The organism is Hathewaya histolytica (assembly GCF_901482605.1).
GTDB classification, from domain to species: Bacteria; Bacillota; Clostridia; order Clostridiales; family Clostridiaceae; genus Hathewaya; species Hathewaya histolytica.
In genome coordinates, this window is sequence record NZ_LR590481.1 from 45261 (window position 1) to 69123 (window position 23863).

The 23863-nt window shown below is 38.1% G+C and carries 13 protein-coding genes, 3 tRNA genes and 7 rRNA genes; 17 read left to right on the top strand and 6 right to left on the bottom strand.

The features are described from left to right. Positions 1 to 121 precede the first annotated feature (121 nt). The 6 genes from FGL08_RS00245 to sfsA all read left to right on the top strand — a co-directional run bounded on the left by FGL08_RS00245 (position 122) and on the right by sfsA (position 6701). Positions 122 to 376 (top strand): pro-sigmaK processing inhibitor BofA family protein, encoded by a 255-nt coding sequence (locus FGL08_RS00245; RefSeq protein WP_138208913.1) that lies wholly within the window; start codon positions 122 to 124, stop codon positions 374 to 376. A 423-nt stretch (positions 377 to 799) separates the two neighbouring features. Next, a 16S ribosomal RNA gene (locus tag FGL08_RS00250) occupies positions 800 to 2314 on the top strand. Positions 2315 to 2476: 162 nt separating this feature from the next. Beyond that, a 23S ribosomal RNA gene (locus FGL08_RS00255) occupies positions 2477 to 5383 on the top strand. A gap of 68 nt (positions 5384 to 5451) precedes the next feature. Beyond that, a 5S ribosomal RNA gene (rrf, locus tag FGL08_RS00260) occupies positions 5452 to 5568 on the top strand. Together the 16S, 23S and 5S rRNA genes with 1 tRNA gene alongside form the textbook arrangement of a ribosomal RNA operon. Before the next feature lie 31 nt (positions 5569 to 5599). Next, positions 5600 to 5676: transfer RNA gene (locus tag FGL08_RS00265), tRNA-Arg, on the top strand. A gap of 332 nt (positions 5677 to 6008) precedes the next feature. Then, positions 6009 to 6701, top strand: a complete 693-nt coding sequence (gene sfsA, locus FGL08_RS00270) for a DNA/RNA nuclease SfsA (protein ID WP_138208914.1) — start codon at positions 6009 to 6011, stop codon at positions 6699 to 6701. A gap of 65 nt (positions 6702 to 6766) precedes the next feature. Here the strand turns inward: sfsA and FGL08_RS00275 are convergent, their stop codons facing one another. After that, complete coding sequence (locus FGL08_RS00275; protein ID WP_138208915.1) at positions 6767 to 7114, bottom strand: hypothetical protein; 348 nt, start codon at positions 7112 to 7114, stop codon at positions 6767 to 6769. Positions 7115 to 7234: 120 nt separating this feature from the next. Then, a complete protein-coding gene (locus FGL08_RS00280; protein ID WP_138208916.1) occupies positions 7235 to 8500 on the bottom strand; it encodes a DUF1576 domain-containing protein in 1266 nt (421 codons plus the stop codon). 195 nt (positions 8501 to 8695) lie between these two features. Here FGL08_RS00280 and FGL08_RS00285 point away from each other — a divergent pair, with 195 nt between their 5' ends. The 10 genes from FGL08_RS00285 to FGL08_RS00330 all read left to right on the top strand — a co-directional run bounded on the left by FGL08_RS00285 (position 8696) and on the right by FGL08_RS00330 (position 17161). Next, positions 8696 to 8875 (top strand): hypothetical protein, encoded by a 180-nt coding sequence (locus FGL08_RS00285; protein WP_138208917.1) that lies wholly within the window; start codon positions 8696 to 8698, stop codon positions 8873 to 8875. Positions 8876 to 9043: 168 nt separating this feature from the next. Continuing rightward, positions 9044 to 9223 (top strand): hypothetical protein, encoded by a 180-nt coding sequence (locus FGL08_RS00290; protein WP_138208918.1) that lies wholly within the window; start codon positions 9044 to 9046, stop codon positions 9221 to 9223. A 49-nt stretch (positions 9224 to 9272) separates the two neighbouring features. Next, entirely contained in the window at positions 9273 to 9476 is a 204-nt protein-coding gene (locus FGL08_RS00295) for a hypothetical protein (protein ID WP_138208919.1), read from the top strand. Positions 9477 to 9627: 151 nt separating this feature from the next. Continuing rightward, positions 9628 to 10797, top strand: coding sequence for an MFS transporter (locus FGL08_RS00300; RefSeq protein WP_138208920.1), 1170 nt, complete (start codon positions 9628 to 9630; stop codon positions 10795 to 10797). Between the two features lie 18 nt (positions 10798 to 10815). Continuing rightward, positions 10816 to 11772, top strand: a complete 957-nt coding sequence (locus tag FGL08_RS00305; RefSeq protein WP_138208921.1) for a GNAT family N-acetyltransferase — start codon at positions 10816 to 10818, stop codon at positions 11770 to 11772. A gap of 459 nt (positions 11773 to 12231) precedes the next feature. Continuing rightward, positions 12232 to 13746 (top strand): 16S ribosomal RNA (locus FGL08_RS00310). A 162-nt stretch (positions 13747 to 13908) separates the two neighbouring features. Next, positions 13909 to 16815: ribosomal RNA gene (locus tag FGL08_RS00315) — 23S ribosomal RNA — on the top strand. A 65-nt stretch (positions 16816 to 16880) separates the two neighbouring features. Continuing rightward, positions 16881 to 16997, top strand: a 5S ribosomal RNA gene (gene rrf, locus FGL08_RS00320). 9 nt (positions 16998 to 17006) lie between these two features. Further along, a tRNA-Asn gene (locus FGL08_RS00325) sits at positions 17007 to 17081 on the top strand. Positions 17082 to 17085: 4 nt separating this feature from the next. Beyond that, positions 17086 to 17161 (top strand) — tRNA-Phe (locus tag FGL08_RS00330). A 175-nt stretch (positions 17162 to 17336) separates the two neighbouring features. Here FGL08_RS00330 and FGL08_RS00335 read toward each other — a convergent pair. The 4 genes from FGL08_RS00335 to bcp all read right to left on the bottom strand — a co-directional run bounded on the left by FGL08_RS00335 (position 17337) and on the right by bcp (position 21462). Further along, a complete protein-coding gene (locus FGL08_RS00335; RefSeq protein ID WP_138208922.1) occupies positions 17337 to 17846 on the bottom strand; it encodes an FMN-binding protein in 510 nt (169 codons plus the stop codon). A gap of 305 nt (positions 17847 to 18151) precedes the next feature. Continuing rightward, the gene (locus FGL08_RS00340; RefSeq protein ID WP_138208923.1) at positions 18152 to 19195 is read right to left on the bottom strand and encodes an FAD:protein FMN transferase; all 1044 of its coding nucleotides are present in this window, start codon (positions 19193 to 19195) and stop codon (positions 18152 to 18154) included. 218 nt (positions 19196 to 19413) lie between these two features. Next, positions 19414 to 20787: an MATE family efflux transporter gene (locus FGL08_RS00345; RefSeq protein WP_138208924.1), complete on the bottom strand. Its 1374-nt coding sequence runs from the start codon at positions 20785 to 20787 to the stop codon at positions 19414 to 19416. A gap of 204 nt (positions 20788 to 20991) precedes the next feature. Then, a complete protein-coding gene (gene bcp / locus FGL08_RS00350) occupies positions 20992 to 21462 on the bottom strand; it encodes a thioredoxin-dependent thiol peroxidase (protein ID WP_138208925.1) in 471 nt (156 codons plus the stop codon). A gap of 740 nt (positions 21463 to 22202) precedes the next feature. Between bcp and FGL08_RS00355 the strand changes: the two genes are divergently transcribed. Continuing rightward, positions 22203 to 23717, top strand: a 16S ribosomal RNA gene (locus FGL08_RS00355). The last annotated feature ends 146 nt before the right edge of the window (positions 23718 to 23863 follow it).

Here is a 23863-nt window from a genome sequence, read left to right on the forward strand (position 1 = left end):
TTATAAATGCTAGTCTAGAAAAGCATATAGAATAATTTATATAAGCTTAGTAACCAATTAATGAAAATTAAGAGAAATTGATGTATAATAAATTTAAATAAGATTAAATAGGAGGAATACCATGGGTAATTTTATATATTTGGTAATTGCTATTTTAACCCTAGTATTGGTAGTTAAACTTTTGGCTTGGCCAATGAAGGTTCTACTTCGTTTATTAATAAATGGTATTTTAGGATATGTACTTCTACTCCTTGTAAATGTTTTTGGTAAGTCTATAGGGGTATATATACCCACTAATGCACTTAGTTGTTTAATAGCCGGAATTTTTGGGGTGCCAGGAGTTTTATTTTTAATAATTTTTAATAAGTTTTTTTAGTACAAACTAATAGAGCATGACCTTCAATATAAGGACATGCTCTTTATATTTTAAAAAATATAAAGATAACACTACCTGGTGTATCAGGGGGTGTAAAAAGGTTAAAAAAACGAGTAAAGATATGAAATTCATGCATAATCGCCATAAATGGGATATAAGTAAGAAACTATGTCTAAGTATGGTGATATAATAAAAAACGTTCCACAGAGGAACAGGAAACACGGTCAATACAACAAAATAAAAAAGTGTTGACAAGATAAAAAACATCTGATAAGATGTAATAGTCGCTTGAAGAGAGTGACAAAAACGAAAGAAATTGGTCTTTGAAAATTAAACAGAGTAAGATAAAAAAACTCGCATTCTTTTGAGAAAAAGAAAAAACAATTCAAGTCAGTAAAATGCTTGAGCAAGAAGGAAAACTTTTAAATTGAGAGTTTGATCCTGGCTCAGGACGAACGCTGGCGGCGTGCTTAACACATGCAAGTCGAGCGATGAAGTTCCCTTCGGGGAACGGATTAGCGGCGGACGGGTGAGTAACACGTGGGTAACCTGCCTCAAAGAGGGGGATAGCCTCCCGAAAGGGAGATTAATACCGCATAATATCTTTTTAATGCATGTTAGAAAGATTAAAGGAGCAATCCGCTTTGAGATGGACCCGCGGCGCATTAGCTAGTTGGTGAGGTAACGGCTCACCAAGGCGACGATGCGTAGCCGACCTGAGAGGGTGATCGGCCACATTGGGACTGAGACACGGCCCAGACTCCTACGGGAGGCAGCAGTGGGGAATATTGCGCAATGGGGGAAACCCTGACGCAGCAACGCCGCGTGAGTGATGAAGGTCTTCGGATCGTAAAGCTCTGTCTTCAGGGACGATAATGACGGTACCTGAGGAGGAAGCCACGGCTAACTACGTGCCAGCAGCCGCGGTAATACGTAGGTGGCAAGCGTTGTCCGGATTTATTGGGCGTAAAGCATGCGTAGGCGGATATTTAAGTGGGATGTGAAATCCCGGGGCTTAACCCCGGTGCTGCATTTCAAACTGGATATCTAGAGTGCAGGAGAGGAAAGCGGAATTCCTAGTGTAGCGGTGAAATGCGTAGATATTAGGAAGAACACCAGTGGCGAAGGCGGCTTTCTGGACTGTAACTGACGCTGAGGCATGAAAGCGTGGGTAGCAAACAGGATTAGATACCCTGGTAGTCCACGCCGTAAACGATGGGTACTAGGTGTCGGGGTTTCAATACTCCGGTGCCGCAGTTAACACATTAAGTACCCCGCCTGGGGAGTACGATCGCAAGATTAAAACTCAAAGGAATTGACGGGGGCCCGCACAAGTAGCGGAGCATGTGGTTTAATTCGAAGCAACGCGAAGAACCTTACCTGGGCTTGACATCCCGAGAATCCTGTGGAAACATAGGAGTGCCCTTCGGGGAACTCGGTGACAGGTGGTGCATGGTTGTCGTCAGCTCGTGTCGTGAGATGTTGGGTTAAGTCCCGCAACGAGCGCAACCCTTGTTGTTAGTTGCTACCATTAAGTTGAGCACTCTAGCAAGACTGCCTGGGTAACCAGGAGGAAGGTGGGGATGACGTCAAATCATCATGCCCCTTATGTCCAGGGCTACACACGTGCTACAATGGTTGGTACAGAGAGAAGCAAGACCGTGAGGTGGAGCCAATCTCACAAAGCCAATCTCAGTTCGGATTGTAGGCTGCAACTCGCCTACATGAAGCTGGAGTTACTAGTAATCGCGAATCAGAATGTCGCGGTGAATGCGTTCCCGGGCCTTGTACACACCGCCCGTCACACCATGAGAGTTGGTAACACCCGAAGTCCGTGAGGTAACCGTAAGGAGCCAGCGGCCGAAGGTGGGATCGATGATTGGGGTGAAGTCGTAACAAGGTAGCCGTAGGAGAACCTGCGGCTGGATCACCTCCTTTCTAAGGAGAAATCGAGAAGGCTATCGCCTTTTCGTAGCGAGCACTTACTCTGTTTAATTTTGAAGGACTAAAGTTCTTCAATTTTGTTCTTTGAAAATTGCACAATGAATAAATAAACTATAATTAACTGATTAATATAAATTAATTTAGTTACTCATGATAGGTCAAGTTAGAAAGGGCGCATGGCGAATGCCTTGGCACCAGGAGCCGAAGAAGGACGTGATAAGCTGCGATAAGCTGTGGGTAGCCGCACATAGGCTGTGATCCACAGATTTCCGAATGAGGAAACTCATATACCTAACGGTATATATCCTGAACTGAATACATAGGTTCAGGAGGGTAGACCCGGGGAACTGAAACATCTAAGTACCCGGAGGAAGAGAAAGAAAAATCGATTTTCTAAGTAGCGGCGAGCGAAAGGGAAAGAGCCCAAACCAGAAACTTGTTTCTGGGGTTGCGGACAGATCATAAACGTAGAGGCTATTGTAGTTGAAGTAAGCTGGAAAGCTTCACCATAGAAGGTAATAGTCCTGTAAACAAAACAAGAAGACTACAGATCTGATCCAGAGTACCACGAGACACGTGAAACCTTGTGGGAAGCAGGGAGGACCACCTCCCAAGGCTAAATACTACCTGGTGACCGATAGTGAAGAAGTACCGTGAGGGAAAGGTGAAAAGAACCCCGGGAGGGGAGTGAAATAGAACCTGAAACCGTGTGCCTACAATCGGTCGGAGCACTTTATATGTGTGACGGCGTACTTTTTGTAGAACGGGCCAACGAGTTACGATATGTAGCGAGGTTAAGCACTGAAGGTGTGGAGCCGAAGGGAAACCAAGTCTGAATAGGGCGAATTAGTTGCATGTCGTAGACCCGAAACCGAGTGATCTATCCATGGCCAGGATGAAGCGAAAGTAAAATTTCGTGGAGGTCCGAACCACGTTGGTGTTGAAAAACCATGGGATGAGCTGTGGATAGCGGAGAAATTCCAATCGAACTCGGAGATAGCTGGTTCTCCTCGAAATAGCTTTAGGGCTAGCGTCAGGTAATTAAGTAATGGAGGTAGAGCACTGAATGAGCTAGGGGGCTTCACCGCTTACCGAACTCTATCAAACTCCGAATGCCGTATACTTGTATCCTGGCAGTCAGACTGCGAATGATAAGATCCGTAGTCAAAAGGGAAAGAGCCCAGACCATCAGCTAAGGTCCCAAAGTGTAAGTTAAGTGGTAAAGGATGTGGGATTTCTAAGACAACTAGGATGTTGGCTTAGAAGCAGCCATTCATTTAAAGAGTGCGTAATAGCTCACTAGTCAAGAGATCCTGCGCCGAAAATGTCCGGGGCTAAAACTTACCACCGAAGCTATGGATGTACTATGTACATGGTAGAGGAGCTTTCTGCATTGGTTGAAGTCGTACCGAAAGGAGCGGTGGACGATGCAGAAGTGAGAATGTTGGCATGAGTAGCGAGAAATAGGTGAGAATCCTATTGGCCGAATATCTAAGGTTTCCTGAGGAAGGCTCGTCCTCTCAGGGTTAGTCGGGACCTAAGCCCAGGCCGAAAGGCGTAGGCGATGGACAATCGGTTGATATTCCGATACCGCCAAACTTCGTTTGACAAATGGGGTGACGTAGAAGGATAGGGTATGCACACTGTTGGAGTGTGTGTTCAAGCACTTAGGCAGGCTAAGCAGGCAAATCCGTTTAGTCAATGCTGAGGTGTTACGAGGAGCGATTTTTTTCGCGAAGTATCTGATTCCACGCTGCCAAGAAAAGCCTCTATGGAGAAATTTGGTGCCCGTACCGCAAACCGACACAGGTAGATGAGGAGAGAATCCTAAGGCCGGCGGAAGAATTGTTGTTAAGGAACTCGGCAAATTGACCCCGTAACTTCGGGAGAAGGGGTGCCTAGCGAAAGCTAGGCCGCAGTGAATAGGCCCAGGCAACTGTTTAACAAAAACACAGGTCTCTGCTAAAGCGTAAGCTGATGTATAGGGGCTGACGCCTGCCCGGTGCTGGAAGGTTAAGGGGATCTGTAAGCGTAAGCGAAGCAGTGAACTTAAGCCCCAGTAAACGGCGGCCGTAACTATAACGGTCCTAAGGTAGCGAAATTCCTTGTCGGGTAAGTTCCGACCCGCACGAATGGCGTAATGATCTGGGCACTGTCTCAACAACAAATCCGGTGAAATTGTAGTGCAAGTGAAGATGCTTGCTACCCGCAGTTGGACGGAAAGACCCCGTAGAGCTTTACTGTAGCTTAGCATTGAATTTCGGTATTGTCTGTACAGGATAGGTGGGAGACTTGGAAATACCTTCGTCAGGGGGTATGGAGTCATCCTTGGGATACCACCCTGACAGTACTGGAATTCTAACGAAAGGCCATGAATCTGGTCGTCGGACATTGTTAGGTGGGCAGTTTGACTGGGGCGGTCGCCTCCGAAAGTGTAACGGAGGCGCCCAAAGGTTCCCTCAGCGCGGTCGGAAATCGCGCGTAGAGTGCAAAGGCAGAAGGGAGCCTGACTGCGACACATACAAGTGGAGCAGGGACGAAAGTCGGGCTTAGTGATCCGGTGGTACCTCGTGGGAGGGCCATCGCTTAACGGATAAAAGCTACCTCGGGGATAACAGGCTGATCTCCCCCAAGAGTCCACATCGACGGGGAGGTTTGGCACCTCGATGTCGGCTCGTCGCATCCTGGAGCTGAAGTCGGTTCCAAGGGTTGGGCTGTTCGCCCATTAAAGCGGCACGCGAGCTGGGTTCAGAACGTCGTGAGACAGTTCGGTCCCTATCCGCTGCGGGCGCAGGAAATTTGAGAGGAGCTGTCCTTAGTACGAGAGGACCGGGATGGACTGACCTCTGGTGCACCAGTTGTCACGCCAGTGGCACAGCTGGGTAGCTATGTCGGGAAGGGATAAACACTGAAAGCATCTAAGTGTGAAGCCCACCTCAAGATTAGATTTCCCATGACGAAAGTCAGTAAGACTCCTTGAAGAACACAAGGTTGATAGGTGAGAGGTGTAAGCATGGTAACATGTGTAGCTGACTCATACTAATAAGTCGAGGACTTGACCAATATAGTTTTCATTGTGCAATTTTGAGAGAACGATCTCATATAACAATTTAATAAAATTGTAATTGATATCTGGTGACGATAGCGTAAAGGTAACACTCCTTTCCATACCGAACAGGCAAGTTAAGCTTTACAGCGCTGATGGTACTGCAGGGGAAGCCCTGTGGGAGAGTAAGACGTTGCCAGGTTTTTTAATTCTATTTATACAAAAGATAACATGCGTCTTTAGCTCAGTTGGATAGAGCAACGGCCTTCTAAGCCGTGTGCCAGGGGTTCGACTCCCTTAAGACGCACCATTTTTTATCTTTTGTTTTTTATTTTTTGAATTTTTAGCATAGAACTATAACTATATTAGATATAATAAATAAGGCTTTCCATAATTGTTGTGGAAGGTCTTTGTTTTTGTTATTATTTTATTATCCACAGTGTATAATAATTTTTATTAACAATGTGGATAATAAAATAATTTATATGTGCATAACTAAATTGAGTTTTAAAATATAGTTGAGGGTAAAAATATATCTAATATGAAATTTCATTTTAGATAGTCTAAAATATTTTATTAATTAAGTGTTGAGAAGAGTTAAAGTAAGTATATAAAATTAATTTTCAAGAAAGGGGAATTTAAATGAAATTTAAAGAAAAAATTATTTCTGCTAAGTTTATTGAAAGACCCAATCGTTTTCAAGCTTATGTAAATGTGGATGGGGAGGAAATAATGGTTCATGTTCCTAATACGGGACGATGTAGGGAAATATTAATACCAGGAATAACAGTACTTTTAAGAGAAGGAGTGACACCCAATAGGAAGACTCCATATGATTTAATTGCAGGTTATAAAAATGATAAGCTTATAAACATAGATTCTCAGATACCCAATAAGGTTGTGGAGGAAGCACTTAGACAAGGTAAAATATCAAAGTTAAAGGAATTTAATATAGTTAATAGGGAAAAGACTTTTGGAAATAGTCGTTTTGATTTCAAAATTGAAAATGAAAAAGGGAAAGAGTATTATTTAGAGGTAAAGGGAGTAACTCTTGAAAATGATGGAATGACTATGTTTCCTGATGCACCTACGGAGCGAGGACGTAAACATCTATTAGAACTTGTAGAGGTTAAAAAAACGGGAAGAGGGGCTGGGGTGTTATTTCTTATTCAAATGGATAATGTAAAGTCATTTACACCTCATGATGAAATGGATAGGGAGTTTGGAGAAGCACTTCGATATGCAAAAAATAATGGAGTGGATATTTTTGCATATAAATGTAAGCTTGGTACTGATTTTATGGAGCTTTCTAAAGAAGTAGATGTACTTTTGTAATTTTAAATATAATTATATAAATGTAGTTACAAAATAAAAGCTTAAGGGTTATACTCCTTAAGCTTTTATAGTTTTCTTATTAGGTTGAAATTTAATATTCTAGTTTCTTGATTATAGTCTATTTCAGCATAGTCTACCATCATGCCCACTAAAACTAATTCCGAATCAGTATCATCATCACCACTTAAGTTCCAATAGCACTCTTCTATTTCATGTGATCGGGGAGCTGATAGCATAGTTCTTACTGTTTCTAAAACATCCATAGGAAAATCTTTTATATTAGCATTTAGTCGGATTTCAACTTCTTCAGGCTTATTTTCTATGTCAATATTAACTTTGCTAGCTTCATATTTGTAACAAAAACTTGTTAATTCACTGATTAGTTTTACAATTTTTTGATTTGTGTGCTTCATTAAACTTTACCCATTAAATATGGGTTATCCCACCTTTCAAAATCTTTTTTGACTACAAGGATATATTATATTTTAATTGTAATATAAATACAATAAGTTTTTTAAAATAAATTGTTAAATTTAATCTACAGAACTCACCACTTTATCTTTAAATGAGGTAATAATAGGTACTAAAATCATAGCTACTATACCACCTGCAAATCCATTATTATATAGATTAATTCCACCATGTAAATAGCCAAGATTCATTACCATACAAACGTGAGTAAATCCAGCTATAATTCCAAATATCCATCCAAAGTGACCACTTATAGGAGCTAAAGTGGTACTAAACAGTATGGCAAGTAGCATACTTGGAGAGTTTATTGCCCATATATTTAAGAATGAAGATAACATTGCACCTACAGTAACAGGAATTACATTCCTCAAGTGCTTTCCAAAGGCACCAAAGCCGACTACCGTAAATATACCTCCCATAGTTGGACCATTAAGATCCCCTCCTATTAGTATCACTAGAATTGTAAAAGTCATACCAAGTATACCCATATTTACAAAAGTTGCTCCACTTCCATACATTATATAAAAGTCACTAACAAGTCTACCTGGTTGTTTAAATATTTTTTTTAGCTTTTTAAAGGTCTCTTTATCAAAAATATATCCTAAAATTATAAATGAGATAAAGATACAAATTAAAAGTGTACCAAAAAATAAGTTATGTCCTTTTGCCCAAATTAATCTTGTTTCAAAATTTATTCCAAAGGCTCTAAATATAGACATTAGAACCGTGCCTATAAGTCCTGCAGAAAGTCCTGTATTATAAAGATTATATCCTTGATGTATTCTAATACAATAAGAGGTAACTGGGCTTAGGATAAAGCCTATAGTTGTACTAATAAATAAAGCAAAAGGTATTGAAATGTATAGTGGAAAAATATTTGTAAAGATTAATTCATTTAATGTTGGAGCTAAGGTTGTACCGAAACTAGCTATTAGTATATAATTTAGGAATGGTTCTTTCTGATATTTAGAATAAAGCCATACACCAAAAACTATAGGCCAAACGTTTAATAAGTTCTTACCAAATAGGCCAAATCCAAACATTAGCCATAGACATGATATAGTAGAACCATTAGGTTTTATACCTACATATATAAATAAAAATAGGAATATTATTGAGAGGATACTTGCATTAAAAAGGGCAGCACCTATACCGCCAAGGGCAACGTAGTCTGTTATTAATATATTAGATTGAAATAAAATGTTTTTTAGTCCTAAAAATACTTTTTTCGGTTTATCCATTATTAGTCCTACTGATGCAAAGATTAAAAAATAACCAATCATAACGTAGTAGGTTTTATAAATTTTTCGCTTAATGTTATGAGCCATTAAGAACCTCCTTAGTTATTAAACTTTTGAATTATCTTAATTGTATAAATCTTACGCACTTTATATTATATCAATAAATCTTTTGTTTTTGGAGGGGTAGATACTATAAATATAAATTTTTTATAAAGACTTTACTATAATCTATAAAGTGATAAAATTTTATGTATGTTATTCATAAATAAAAGAGGCGATGATATGAAAGAAGTTATAGCAAAAAATTGTTTAAGTTGTCCTGAATTTAAGACTCAGAACTGCAAAGGAAATGCTAAAGATTGCATGTGCTTAAAATGCCCAAGGAATTTAGGAGAATGTATTATAGTAAGATATTGTAGAGAAACTGAATCACCTTTATACACTGAAAGGTATTTTTATTAATAATTGATTAACACTAACTAGTATCTTAGAAATACTTATATAAGTATTTCTAAGATACTTTTTTATTTTAATAACTATAATAACAGTGTTTTTACATTAAATTTTGTTAAGTTGGTAATAATAATCTTATATAAACTTTATAAAAAAGGTTATCTAGGAGTGAAATTTATGATAGACAAACAATTAAAAATGGTAATTGCAGAAAATTGTAATGAGTATGTTGATAAAATTTCTATAATAGATAAATCATTTAATAATAACACTTGTAGTAGATGTATAAATTATAAGCATGGTCAATGTACTAAGAAAATTTTCAATGTTATGAAAGAAATTATTAGTTTAAATTAAAGCTTAAATAGTATGGAAAACAACTTATGAATTTGATGGGGTGATTTTAATGTACAATTCAGCAAGCTTACAAGATATGATGCATGTTGCTAACAGTTGTTATGGTTATGAAAATAAAAATAAGAGAAAAGATTTTATTTCTAACATAGGAAGTGAAGAATCTATAAGCTGTATAAATTGTGAACATCTAAAACATAATAAGTGCGAAAAGAATCTATATGATAAAGTTTTATCTTCGCTAGATCAAACTTAAATTATATAAATTATATAGAGTGATAATATAATAAAAATATGTCACTCTTTTTATTATATTTCAAATTTAACTTAATAGAAAATCTCCTTATTTAAATACATAATTATGATATAATAAAAATTGCTTACATTGCGAGAGGGGAGAAAAAAATTTGAAAAACAAAAGTTTGATCAAGAACAAGTATTTTTCGCTTATAATATTCATGTTTATGTTAATGGTTTTGGACGCTATAGCAGAAAATATGAAGGGGATATTTATTCCTATATTCAAAACTAGTTTCAATATAAGTGATAGTGTTATAGGTATATGGTTACTGGTAGGTTCGTTTGCTTATATAATATTTACATATTTCGGTGGATTGTTATCCAAGAAAATAGGACAAAATAAGGTGTTTATTTTAGGTATATTTATGGGGGTTATTGCTTGTTTATTATATTCAATAACTGATAATGTATACATATTATTTATAGATACATTTATATTAAATGGAGCATTATCATTATGCGCTATAGCTATAAATACCATTATTCCTACAATATCCATAGGTTTTCAAGCTGTACTTATGAATTTAACTCATTTTTTCTATGGATTAGGTATTACAGTAGGGACAAGCTCAGCCGGATATTTACTAAATAAAAATATTTCTTGGAAATATATTTATTTTATTATAGCCATAATGTATATTGTAATAGGTATATGCTTTTATTTTATTAAAATACCAGAGATAAGTGTTGTTAAAGAAGAAAAAACGCATAGTGAAATTTTATTTAAAGATAAGCTTGTATATTTTTATGTTATAGCATTAGGTTTTTATATTTTTGCAGAAGGGGGAACCTTAAGTTGGCTAGTTAATTATATACAAAGGGGTTATGGTCTTACTGTAGCCGGTGCGACTAAATATCTATCAATATTTACAGCATTATTTGCAATAGGTAGGCTTTTAGGCGGATTTGTAGCACAAAAGCTTGGTTATATAAACTCTGTAATGTATTCTACAGCTATAGCGCTAGTATTGTTTTTATCTGGTGTTCTTTTAGGAGAAAAAGGATTTGTATATATAGCAATATCGGGTGGATTTTTTGCTATAACATTCCCAACTATTGTTTTAAGTATATCTGAGGCATTTAAGAGGGATTCTTCCTATGTAACGGGAATAATAGTATCTGTAGCAAGTATAATTAGTATGATTTTTAATTTCATATTAAGTGCATTAAATGAATTTGTGGGAGCAAGATATGCCTTCCTAATAATCCCACTCGGTTTATTTATATCTTTATGTACTCAGATCCTTATAAAAAACAATTTAAAAAACAATATTTAATTATCTAAGGCGGTCAAAATGGTGAATAATAAATTAATTAGTATAGAAACTATAAAAGATAATCCTAGTGAATACATAATAAAAGACGTTGTGGGTATAAATCTAGGAAGAGTATTTATAATAGAGTTTGATAAAAAGAATAAAAATGTACTTATAAGACTTAAGTTTTACAAGAAAACAGAAGAGTACTTTGAGCATATATTAGAAAGTTTAGATATACTAACAGATACATTTTTCTGTAAGAAAGATTTATTTAAGATAAATTTGATAGTAAGTGAAGAATTTGATTTCTCATCTATAATAGAAAAAGGATTCAAGTTAGAAGGGATTTTAAAAGATACTATATATTGCGGTGTTAATAATTATAAGTCTGAATTTTTATTTGGAATTACTATAGAGCAGTTTAGAATTGGAAAAATAAAAAATAGATTTTCTTTAAAAGGAAACAACATAGAACTTAAAATATTAACTCCAGAGGATAGTCAGGTTTCACTAGAGTATTGTATAAGAAATAAGAATCATCTTAAACCTTATGAGCCATCAAGGGATAAGGAATACTTCACACTAGCAGGTCAAAAAAATAATCTTACTCAATCTTATAAAGAATATCTTAATGGAAAAGAAGTTAGTTTTGGTATATTTAAAGGAAATAATCTTATAGGGAAAATAAGGTTTTCTAATATAGTCTTAGGCATTTTAAAGAGTTGTACTGTAGGATATTCTATGGATGAAGTTGAACAAGGAAAAGGATATATGAAAGAGGCACTAAAGCTTTCTATGAGATATGTCTTTGAGGTTCTTGAACTTCATAGAATAGAAGCATCTACACTTTTAGATAATGAAAAGTCTCAAAGGGTACTGAAATCATGTGGCTTTAAAGAGCTTGGAGTAAATGAAAAATATCTCTTTATTAATGGCGAATGGAGAGATCATATTATGTTTTATAGAACATGTAACTGGAAAGAACAATTTTAGAATTTTATATATAATTAAATAGAATTTTTGATACAATCCTAATTTAAAATAGTGTTTTTTAAAATAAAAAATGTTGTTTTGAGTAATAGGGTTGTATTTTTAATGTAAAAATCAAAATAAACTTATCCTTGTGTATCTATATGAGTAAAATAGAGAAAAATAATAATAAAAAGAGAAAAAATGAGAATGTTTTATTTAAACGCGGTAATCATAATAAAAGAGTATGAAAGATGTGATATTATATAAATCGTTCTCCAAAAGAACACAAAATAAATTTAACAACAATAAAAAAATAGTTTGACAACATACAAATTATTTGCTAAAATAACAATTGTCGTTAGATTAAGACAAATTGGTCTTTGAAAATTAAACAGAGTAAGATAAAAGAACTCGCATTCTTTTGAGAAAAAGAAAAAACAATTCAAGTCAGTAAAATGCTTGAGCAAGAAGGAAAACTTTTAAATTGAGAGTTTGATCCTGGCTCAGGACGAACGCTGGCGGCGTGCTTAACACATGCAAGTCGAGCGATGAAGTTCCCTTCGGGGAACGGATTAGCGGCGGACGGGTGAGTAACACGTGGGTAACCTGCCTCAAAGAGGGGGATAGCCTCCCGAAAGGGAGATTAATACCGCATAATATCTTTTTAATGCATGTTAGAAAGATTAAAGGAGCAATCCGCTTTGAGATGGACCCGCGGCGCATTAGCTAGTTGGTGAGGTAACGGCTCACCAAGGCGACGATGCGTAGCCGACCTGAGAGGGTGATCGGCCACATTGGGACTGAGACACGGCCCAGACTCCTACGGGAGGCAGCAGTGGGGAATATTGCGCAATGGGGGAAACCCTGACGCAGCAACGCCGCGTGAGTGATGAAGGTCTTCGGATCGTAAAGCTCTGTCTTCAGGGACGATAATGACGGTACCTGAGGAGGAAGCCACGGCTAACTACGTGCCAGCAGCCGCGGTAATACGTAGGTGGCAAGCGTTGTCCGGATTTATTGGGCGTAAAGCATGCGTAGGCGGATATTTAAGTGGGATGTGAAATCCCGGGGCTTAACCCCGGTGCTGCATTTCAAACTGGATATCTAGAGTGCAGGAGAGGAAAGCGGAATTCCTAGTGTAGCGGTGAAATGCGTAGATATTAGGAAGAACACCAGTGGCGAAGGCGGCTTTCTGGACTGTAACTGACGCTGAGGCATGAAAGCGTGGGTAGCAAACAGGATTAGATACCCTGGTAGTCCACGCCGTAAACGATGGGTACTAGGTGTCGGGGTTTCAATACTCCGGTGCCGCAGTTAACACATTAAGTACCCCGCCTGGGGAGTACGATCGCAAGATTAAAACTCAAAGGAATTGACGGGGGCCCGCACAAGTAGCGGAGCATGTGGTTTAATTCGAAGCAACGCGAAGAACCTTACCTGGGCTTGACATCCCGAGAATCCTGTGGAAACATAGGAGTGCCCTTCGGGGAACTCGGTGACAGGTGGTGCATGGTTGTCGTCAGCTCGTGTCGTGAGATGTTGGGTTAAGTCCCGCAACGAGCGCAACCCTTGTTGTTAGTTGCTACCATTAAGTTGAGCACTCTAGCAAGACTGCCTGGGTAACCAGGAGGAAGGTGGGGATGACGTCAAATCATCATGCCCCTTATGTCCAGGGCTACACACGTGCTACAATGGTTGGTACAGAGAGAAGCAAGACCGTGAGGTGGAGCCAATCTCACAAAGCCAATCTCAGTTCGGATTGTAGGCTGCAACTCGCCTACATGAAGCTGGAGTTACTAGTAATCGCGAATCAGAATGTCGCGGTGAATGCGTTCCCGGGCCTTGTACACACCGCCCGTCACACCATGAGAGTTGGTAACACCCGAAGTCCGTGAGGTAACCGTAAGGAGCCAGCGGCCGAAGGTGGGATCGATGATTGGGGTGAAGTCGTAACAAGGTAGCCGTAGGAGAACCTGCGGCTGGATCACCTCCTTTCTAAGGAGAAATCGAGAAGGCTATCGCCTTTTCGTAGCGAGCACTTACTCTGTTTAATTTTGAAGGACTAAAGTTCTTCAATTTTGTTCTTTGAAAATTGCACAATGAATAAATAAACTATAATTAACTGATTAATATAAATTAATTTAGTTACTCATGATAGGTCAAGTTAGAAAGGGCGCATGGCGAATGCCTTGGCACCAGGAGCCGAAGAAGGACGTGATAAGCTGCGATAAGCTGTGGGTAGCCGCACATAGGTTGTGATCCACAGATTTCCGAATGAGGAAACTCATATACCTAACAGTATATATCCTGAACTGAATACATAGGTTCAGGAGGGTAGACCCGGGGAACTGAAACATCTAAGTACCCGGAGGAAGAGAAAGAAAAATCGATTTTCTAAGTAGCGGCGAGCGAAAGGGAAAGAGCCCAAACCAGAAACTTGTTTCTGGGGTTGCGGACAGATCATAAACGTAGAGGCTATTGTAGTTGAAGTAAGCTGGAAAGCTTCACCATAGAAGGTAATAGTCCTGTAAACAAAACAAGAAGACTACAGATCTGATCCAGAGTACCACGAGACACGTGAAACCTTGTGGGAAGCAGGGAGGACCACCTCCCAAGGCTAAATACTACCTGGTGACCGATAGTGAAGAAGTACCGTGAGGGAAAGGTGAAAAGAACCCCGGGAGGGGAGTGAAATAGAACCTGAAACCGTGTGCCTACAATCGGTCGGAGCACTTTATATGTGTGACGGCGTACTTTTTGTAGAACGGGCCAACGAGTTACGATATGTAGCGAGGTTAAGCACTGAAGGTGTGGAGCCGAAGGGAAACCAAGTCTGAATAGGGCGAATTAGTTGCATGTCGTAGACCCGAAACCGAGTGATCTATCCATGGCCAGGATGAAGCGAAAGTAAAATTTCGTGGAGGTCCGAACCACGTTGGTGTTGAAAAACCATGGGATGAGCTGTGGATAGCGGAGAAATTCCAATCGAACTCGGAGATAGCTGGTTCTCCTCGAAATAGCTTTAGGGCTAGCGTCAGGTAATTAAGTAATGGAGGTAGAGCACTGAATGAGCTAGGGGGCTTCACCGCTTACCGAACTCTATCAAACTCCGAATGCCGTATACTTGTATCCTGGCAGTCAGACTGCGAATGATAAGATCCGTAGTCAAAAGGGAAAGAGCCCAGACCATCAGCTAAGGTCCCAAAGTGTAAGTTAAGTGGTAAAGGATGTGGGATTTCTAAGACAACTAGGATGTTGGCTTAGAAGCAGCCATTCATTTAAAGAGTGCGTAATAGCTCACTAGTCAAGAGATCCTGCGCCGAAAATGTCCGGGGCTAAAACTTACCACCGAAGCTATGGATGTACTATGTACATGGTAGAGGAGCTTTCTGCATTGGTTGAAGTCGTACCGAAAGGAGCGGTGGACGATGCAGAAGTGAGAATGTTGGCATGAGTAGCGAGAAATAGGTGAGAATCCTATTGGCCGAATATCTAAGGTTTCCTGAGGAAGGCTCGTCCTCTCAGGGTTAGTCGGGACCTAAGCCCAGGCCGAAAGGCGTAGGCGATGGACAATCGGTTGATATTCCGATACCGCCAAACTTCGTTTGACAAATGGGGTGACGTAGAAGGATAGGGTATGCACACTGTTGGAGTGTGTGTTCAAGCACTTAGGCAGGCTAAGCAGGCAAATCCGTTTAGTCAATGCTGAGGTGTTACGAGGAGCGATTTTTTTCGCGAAGTATCTGATTCCACGCTGCCAAGAAAAGCCTCTATGGAGAAATTTGGTGCCCGTACCGCAAACCGACACAGGTAGATGAGGAGAGAATCCTAAGGCCGGCGGAAGAATTGTTGTTAAGGAACTCGGCAAATTGACCCCGTAACTTCGGGAGAAGGGGTGCCTAGCGAAAGCTAGGCCGCAGTGAATAGGCCCAGGCAACTGTTTAACAAAAACACAGGTCTCTGCTAAAGCGTAAGCTGATGTATAGGGGCTGACGCCTGCCCGGTGCTGGAAGGTTAAGGGGATCTGTAAGCGTAAGCGAAGCAGTGAACTTAAGCCCCAGTAAACGGCGGCCGTAACTATAACGGTCCTAAGGTAGCGAAATTCCTTGTCGGGTAAGTTCCGACCCGCACGAATGGCGTAATGATCTGGGCACTGTCTCAACAACAAATCCGGTGAAATTGTAGTGCAAGTGAAGATGCTTGCTACCCGCAGTTGGACGGAAAGACCCCGTAGAGCTTTACTGTAGCTTAGCATTGAATTTCGGTATTGTCTGTACAGGATAGGTGGGAGACTTGGAAATACCTTCGTCAGGGGGTATGGAGTCATCCTTGGGATACCACCCTGACAGTACTGGAATTCTAACGAAAGGCCATGAATCTGGTCGTCGGACATTGTTAGGTGGGCAGTTTGACTGGGGCGGTCGCCTCCGAAAGTGTAACGGAGGCGCCCAAAGGTTCCCTCAGCGCGGTCGGAAATCGCGCGTAGAGTGCAAAGGCAGAAGGGAGCCTGACTGCGACACATACAAGTGGAGCAGGGACGAAAGTCGGGCTTAGTGATCCGGTGGTACCTCGTGGGAGGGCCATCGCTTAACGGATAAAAGCTACCTCGGGGATAACAGGCTGATCTCCCCCAAGAGTCCACATCGACGGGGAGGTTTGGCACCTCGATGTCGGCTCGTCGCATCCTGGAGCTGAAGTCGGTTCCAAGGGTTGGGCTGTTCGCCCATTAAAGCGGCACGCGAGCTGGGTTCAGAACGTCGTGAGACAGTTCGGTCCCTATCCGCTGCGGGCGCAGGAAATTTGAGAGGAGCTGTCCTTAGTACGAGAGGACCGGGATGGACTGACCTCTGGTGCACCAGTTGTCACGCCAGTGGCACAGCTGGGTAGCTATGTCGGGAAGGGATAAACACTGAAAGCATCTAAGTGTGAAGCCCACCTCAAGATTAGATTTCCCATGACGAAAGTCAGTAAGACTCCTTGAAGAACACAAGGTTGATAGGTGAGAGGTGTAAGCATGGTAACATGTGTAGCTGACTCATACTAATAAGTCGAGGACTTGACCAATATAGTTTTCATTGTGCAATTTTGAGAGAACGATCTCTCAATGTATACCGTCTAACAACAACATATCCGGTGGTAATGGCGTAAAGGTAACACTCCTTCCCATACCGAACAGGCAAGTTAAGCTTTACAGCGCTGATGGTACTGCAGGGGAAGCCCTGTGGGAGAGTAAGACACTGCCGGGTAAATATTATTCCGAAGTAGCTCAATGGTGGAGCACTCGGCTGTTAACCGATAGGTTGGAGGTTCGAATCCTCTCTTCGGAGCCAATATGGCTGGATAGCTCAGTCGGTAGAGCAGAGGACTGAAAATCCTCGTGTCCCTGGTTCGATTCCTGGTCTAGCCACCAAACCATCTTAAGTAATTAAGATGGTTTTTTTATATTTAATTTTAAGTGAATCATAAGTTTATTATAAAAAAGAAATCTCCTTAAAGTAGGTATAAAAGTATTTACTGTAACTACTTTAAGGAGGTATTTATCATATAGGATTTAACTGTTTTGCAAATAGAAAAGTATATGTTTTTTATTTAGATGGTGTTGGTGCTGGTACTAATAAAGTAGATGTATCACCTTTAGTTGCTTTTTCACTTAAAACTTTAGAAGATAGAGTTTTAAAATCATCGAAAGAGTGAGTAGCTCCAGATACACCGTCCACTTTTTCTACATCTTGTTTACTAACCAATCCTTCATTAAATTTTTTACTAAATTCTTCAGCACAGGTTTTCTTACCTTGCTCTTTCATCATTTTATTGTATCCTTCGTCCTTGCTCTTGAATTGACCTTTATCATTTACATAGTCAAAGTTTGAAGATGCTATTTTTCCATCTTTAATCTCGATTTCTATAAATGCTTTCCATTTTCTTTCATCAGCTTTATCATATTCAGCTTTATATTTACCATCTTTGTATTGAGATGTAGCAGCGGTTGATTTAGTATCATCCTTCTTAGGCTCAGTTTTACTTCCACAACCTGTAATTATTGATAAACTTATAGCTGTTGCTACTAATAAACTTAAGACTCTTTTCTTTGTCATAATGAAATCTCTCCTTTTAATAATAGATAGATAAAACTTTAACAAATATATACATATTAAGCTAATAATTATATATAAAGAATGCATATGATTACTACATATTTTCTTCATAAATTAAATATTATTAATGATAATATATCATTAAATAGAAGGTTTTTCAAATATAAATATTAATATATTAAATAAATTATTAGCAGCATGATTTATGTGTAAATAGCATTAATCCGTTAAATAATTATCATCATTTGAAAGTATAAAGGAAAAGCTTATGTATGATTAGAATTTATACATAAGCTTTTAGTTATCTACTCTGATATAAGTTTGTAATTTTCATTTGTTTTAGTAAAATTTCCTTTTAGTCCAGAAGTTAAATATATCTTGTTATCCTTAGTTATAAATATAGCATCTACACCATCATATTTTTCGATTATCTTTTTCCCTTCATTAAGGCCTTTAGAAAATATAAAAGTTGAAAGGGCATCACCATCTACAGATTTAGCACTCACTATACTTATGCCAGCTAGCTCATTATTATAAGGATACCCAGTAAATGGATTGAGTATATGATGATATCTAATACCATCTTTTTTAAAATATCTTTCATATATTCCAGAAGTAACTACGGATTTATTTTCAACACTTATTGATCCTACTATTTTTCCACGAGAGTTCTTAGGATCTTGAATACCAATTTTCCAAGGGTTATTGTTTTTCGGATTCCTACCTAAGGCAAATAGATTACCACCTAAATCAACTAAAGCAGATTTAACGTTATTTTCATTTAATATTTTTATTACCTCATCAGCAGTATATCCTTTAGCTATACCACCAAGGTCTATTATCATTCCTGGCTTCTTTAGATAAACGGAATGACTAGAATCATTTATTTCTAAATCTTTATAATTAATAAGAGCCTTTTTTTCATCTATTTCCTTCTTCGTAGGAAGTTTCTCTTCGGGAAGTCCTATACTCCAAAGTTTAACTAGGGGACCTATGGTTATATCAAAAGATCCTTTGGACTGTTCTGAATAATATAATCCCTTTTTTATAATATCATAAGTAGTATTTTTAGCATTTACCTTTTCTTTACCTGATAAATTATTTATTTTATCTAATTCTGTACCATTTTTATTTATACTAATTTCATTTTCTATTTCTTTTATTTTTTGAAAGCTTTTATTTAATATATCTTCCTTTTTATTATCATAAAGAGAAACAGATACGGTTGTACCCATTAAAAATTCAGTTTTGGAAAGAGGGGAACTTTTACTACTACTTTGCATACTACAAGAACAAAGGGTGAATGCAGTAGTTATTATAAGCGATAATATTAAATACTTTTTTTTCATATTTTTCTCCTTTATGTTTTGAAGTCTCATATAATCAATACTATATAAATAATATTAGCATATTTTAATTCAGTAGAAAAATAAAACAATTAATTTAAGTCTCAAGTTTTTAAGTATAAATTAGATAATTGTTTAGTAGGATTTATATATAAAAAGACTCCCCTTAAGATAGATTTAAGTCTTATATAAATATATCTATCTTAGGGGAGAAACTTCTATTATACACTATCTTGCAATAATGCTTTGAAATTTTTATTTTTAAGTACAAAAATCATAAAAATAGAAACTAAAATAATCCCTTTAAATATACTAGTAATGCTTATGCTCCACCAAACACCATTTAAACCTAATATCTCTGGTTTAGATAGAATTAACGCACTTGGTATACGCATTGCATTAAATAAAATACTTATAATAGCTGGGAATGTAGTTCTACCTAAACCATTAAAGGCACCAGCAGTCGTGATTTCTATGCACATAAATAATTGAGATAGTCCTAAAATTCTTAAGTACACAATACCTAAACGTAAAGCTTCTTTTTCTGATATAAATATAGAGAAAATAGGTTTTGCTCCTAATACTAATAATAATGTTGTAAGTATCCCCACTATGCTAGACACACAAAGGGCTATAAAATAACCTTTTATTATACGATTATACTTTTTAGCACCATAGTTTTGCCCAACAAATGCACCTAAGGCTGTAGAAAATCCTCCAGCAGTCATCCAAGAAATTGCTTCAATTTGAGAGCCTACCTTTTGAACTCCTACTGCAGTATCTCCATGAGTTGCTATAATTCTTCCTAAAACCATAGCGAAGAAAGCAAATAGTCCATTTTGAATAGCAACGGGAAGACCTAGCTTAACTAGTTTTCTTATGTATTCAAATTCAAACTTTGAGAAAATATTTATTTTGAACAATTCAATGTTTTCTCTTTTCATTTCTATTAGGAAACACATAGTAACTACAAATTGAGCCAACACAGTTGCAATAGCTGCACCACTAACACCAAGTTTAGGAAAAGGTCCTATTCCAAAAATTAAGATAGGGTCAAATATCATATTAAATATTAAGCCTATGGAATTAATTCTAAAAGGAATCTTGCTATTACCAGTACCGTTAAATATTCCAGTTAATACTGGGTTTATAAAGTTGAAAATCATTCCAAACCCAACTATCATTAAATAGGTTTGTGACATGGTTATTACTTCTTTAGTATTCAACTTAAAGAAACCAATTAAATTACTTCTAAAAAGAATTAAAACAATAGAATAAAATATAGAAAGTATTATATTTAGCTGTATTGCATTTGTAGCATAGCTTTTAGCTTCATTATATTTTTTGCCTCCCAATGCTTGTGACACACATATTTCAGCACCTGTTTTAGATAGTATGACAAAGGATTGTCCAAACCATACAAAGAAACCAGCAGTTCCTATAGCAGCAACAGCAAGACTACCTATCCTTCCTATCCAAAGCATATCTATCATATTATAAGCCATCTGTATAAAAGAAGTTCCCATGATGGGAAGAGCTAAAGAAACAAGAGACTTTAATATATTACCTTCAGTTAAATCTATATTTTTACTCAAGAATATCACCTCCGTGAAAATATTTATATATTGAATATCTTATGTGTTTTAAATAGATGTTGTCAATAAATAAAATTATGTATGTATATAAAGTTTTTTACTTAGCATATAAAATGCTATGCCTTATATCAGTTAAACAATAAAAGCATAGCATTATCTTTATTAATTAAGTTGTTTTTATAATAATACTCTTTAGAGAAAATGTTATTTATTATTTTCTAAAAAGGAAATAATTTGTGCAATATGATCTGAAACTTTAACTTTTCTATATATCTTCTCAATTATTCCTTCTTCGTTAATTATAAAAGTAGTTCTTTCAATACCTATAGATTTTTTCCCAAATAGATTCTTTTCCTTTAGAACTCCGTAAAGACTGCAAAGACTTTCTTCAGAGTCTGATAGAAGTGTAAATGGTAGGCAATGCTTTCCTATAAATTTATCATGGGATTTTAAAGAGTCCCGGCTAACACCTAGAATCACAGTATTTAGTTCATTAAATTTATTTGCATTTTCTTTAAAGTCTATAGCTTCAATAGTACATCCTGGAGTATTATCTTTTGGATAAAAGTATAATACAACATTTTTTCCTTTATAATCAGTTAAACTATGTTCTTTATTGTCAGATCCTATGATTTTAAAATCAGGTGCCATCATTCCCTTTTTTAATTGATCCATTTATTATCACCTCAAGAATATAATATTTTTGTTAATTCATAATTATTATATAATAATCATTATGAATTAACAAGCTTATAACGTATTAGATAAATTATATTTATATCTAATGAATAGCATTAATGAATTTGGTAAAGAATTATTGAATATAATAATAAAATCAAGTAGGAAATGAAAGATATAGAATATATAATTTATAGGTTGTTATATTTTAGAGTTTTTATAATTATAATAAGGTTATAGATAATATAGAGTTTGTAGAGAATGTTACTAAGTAATAAGTAATATAATAGAATTTCTAAATCATATTATTTACACTGTGTAGTGTTATTTATAAAAAATAGTGATATATTGGGGGTACAATCTACCAGGCGTATCTATATATAAAATCTATAGATAAATTTAGTTATATTGAGCTATATAAATTTAATTTAGATTTTTGACATATTATATATGAACTAGTGTGAATTAATATGTTAAAATAATCTTCGTCGCTTAGGGAAACATAAAACAACAATAAGTGACAAGCATTCTTAAAAATTATGAAGAATAATTAAAAAGAATGTTGACAAAAGTAAAAACATCTGATAAGATATAATAGTCGCTTGAAGAGAGTGACAAAAGCGAAAGAAATTGGTCTTTGAAAATTAAACAGAGTAAGATAAAAGAACTCGCATTCTTTTGAGAAAAAGAAAAAACAATTCAAGTCAGTAAAATGCTTGAGCAAGAAGGAAAACTTTTAAATTGAGAGTTTGATCCTGGCTCAGGACGAACGCTGGCGGCGTGCTTAACACATGCAAGTCGAGCGATGAAGTTCCCTTCGGGGAACGGATTAGCGGCGGACGGGTGAGTAACACGTGGGTAACCTGCCTCAAAGAGGGGGATAGCCTCCCGAAAGGGAGATTAATACCGCATAATATCTTTTTAATGCATGTTAGAAAGATTAAAGGAGCAATCCGCTTTGAGATGGACCCGCGGCGCATTAGCTAGTTGGTGAGGTAACGGCTCACCAAGGCGACGATGCGTAGCCGACCTGAGAGGGTGATCGGCCACATTGGGACTGAGACACGGCCCAGACTCCTACGGGAGGCAGCAGTGGGGAATATTGCGCAATGGGGGAAACCCTGACGCAGCAACGCCGCGTGAGTGATGAAGGTCTTCGGATCGTAAAGCTCTGTCTTCAGGGACGATAATGACGGTACCTGAGGAGGAAGCCACGGCTAACTACGTGCCAGCAGCCGCGGTAATACGTAGGTGGCAAGCGTTGTCCGGATTTATTGGGCGTAAAGCATGCGTAGGCGGATATTTAAGTGGGATGTGAAATCCCGGGGCTTAACCCCGGTGCTGCATTTCAAACTGGATATCTAGAGTGCAGGAGAGGAAAGCGGAATTCCTAGTGTAGCGGTGAAATGCGTAGATATTAGGAAGAACACCAGTGGCGAAGGCGGCTTTCTGGACTGTAACTGACGCTGAGGCATGAAAGCGTGGGTAGCAAACAGGATTAGATACCCTGGTAGTCCACGCCGTAAACGATGGGTACTAGGTGTCGGGGTTTCAATACTCCGGTGCCGCAGTTAACACATTAAGTACCCCGCCTGGGGAGTACGATCGCAAGATTAAAACTCAAAGGAATTGACGGGGGCCCGCACAAGTAGCGGAGCATGTGGTTTAATTCGAAGCAACGCGAAGAACCTTACCTGGGCTTGACATCCCGAGAATCCTGTGGAAACATAGGAGTGCCCTTCGGGGAACTCGGTGACAGGTGGTGCATGGTTGTCGTCAGCTCGTGTCGTGAGATGTTGGGTTAAGTCCCGCAACGAGCGCAACCCTTGTTGTTAGTTGCTACCATTAAGTTGAGCACTCTAGCAAGACTGCCTGGGTAACCAGGAGGAAGGTGGGGATGACGTCAAATCATCATGCCCCTTATGTCCAGGGCTACACACGTGCTACAATGGTTGGTACAGAGAGAAGCAAGACCGTGAGGTGGAGCCAATCTCACAAAGCCAATCTCAGTTCGGATTGTAGGCTGCAACTCGCCTACATGAAGCTGGAGTTACTAGTAATCGCGAATCAGAATGTCGCGGTGAATGCGTTCCCGGGCCTTGTACACACCGCCCGTCACACCATGAGAGTTGGTAACACCCGAAGTCCGTGAGGTAACCGTAAGGAGCCAGCGGCCGAAGGTGGGATCGATGATTGGGGTGAAGTCGTAACAAGGTAGCCGTAGGAGAACCTGCGGCTGGATCACCTCCTTTCTAAGGAGAAATCGAGAAGGCTATCGCCTTTTCGTAGCGAGCACTTACTCTGTTTAATTTTGAAGGACTAAAGTTCTTCAATTTTGTTCTTTGAAAATTGCACAATGAATAAATAAACTATAATTAACTGATTAATATAAATTAAT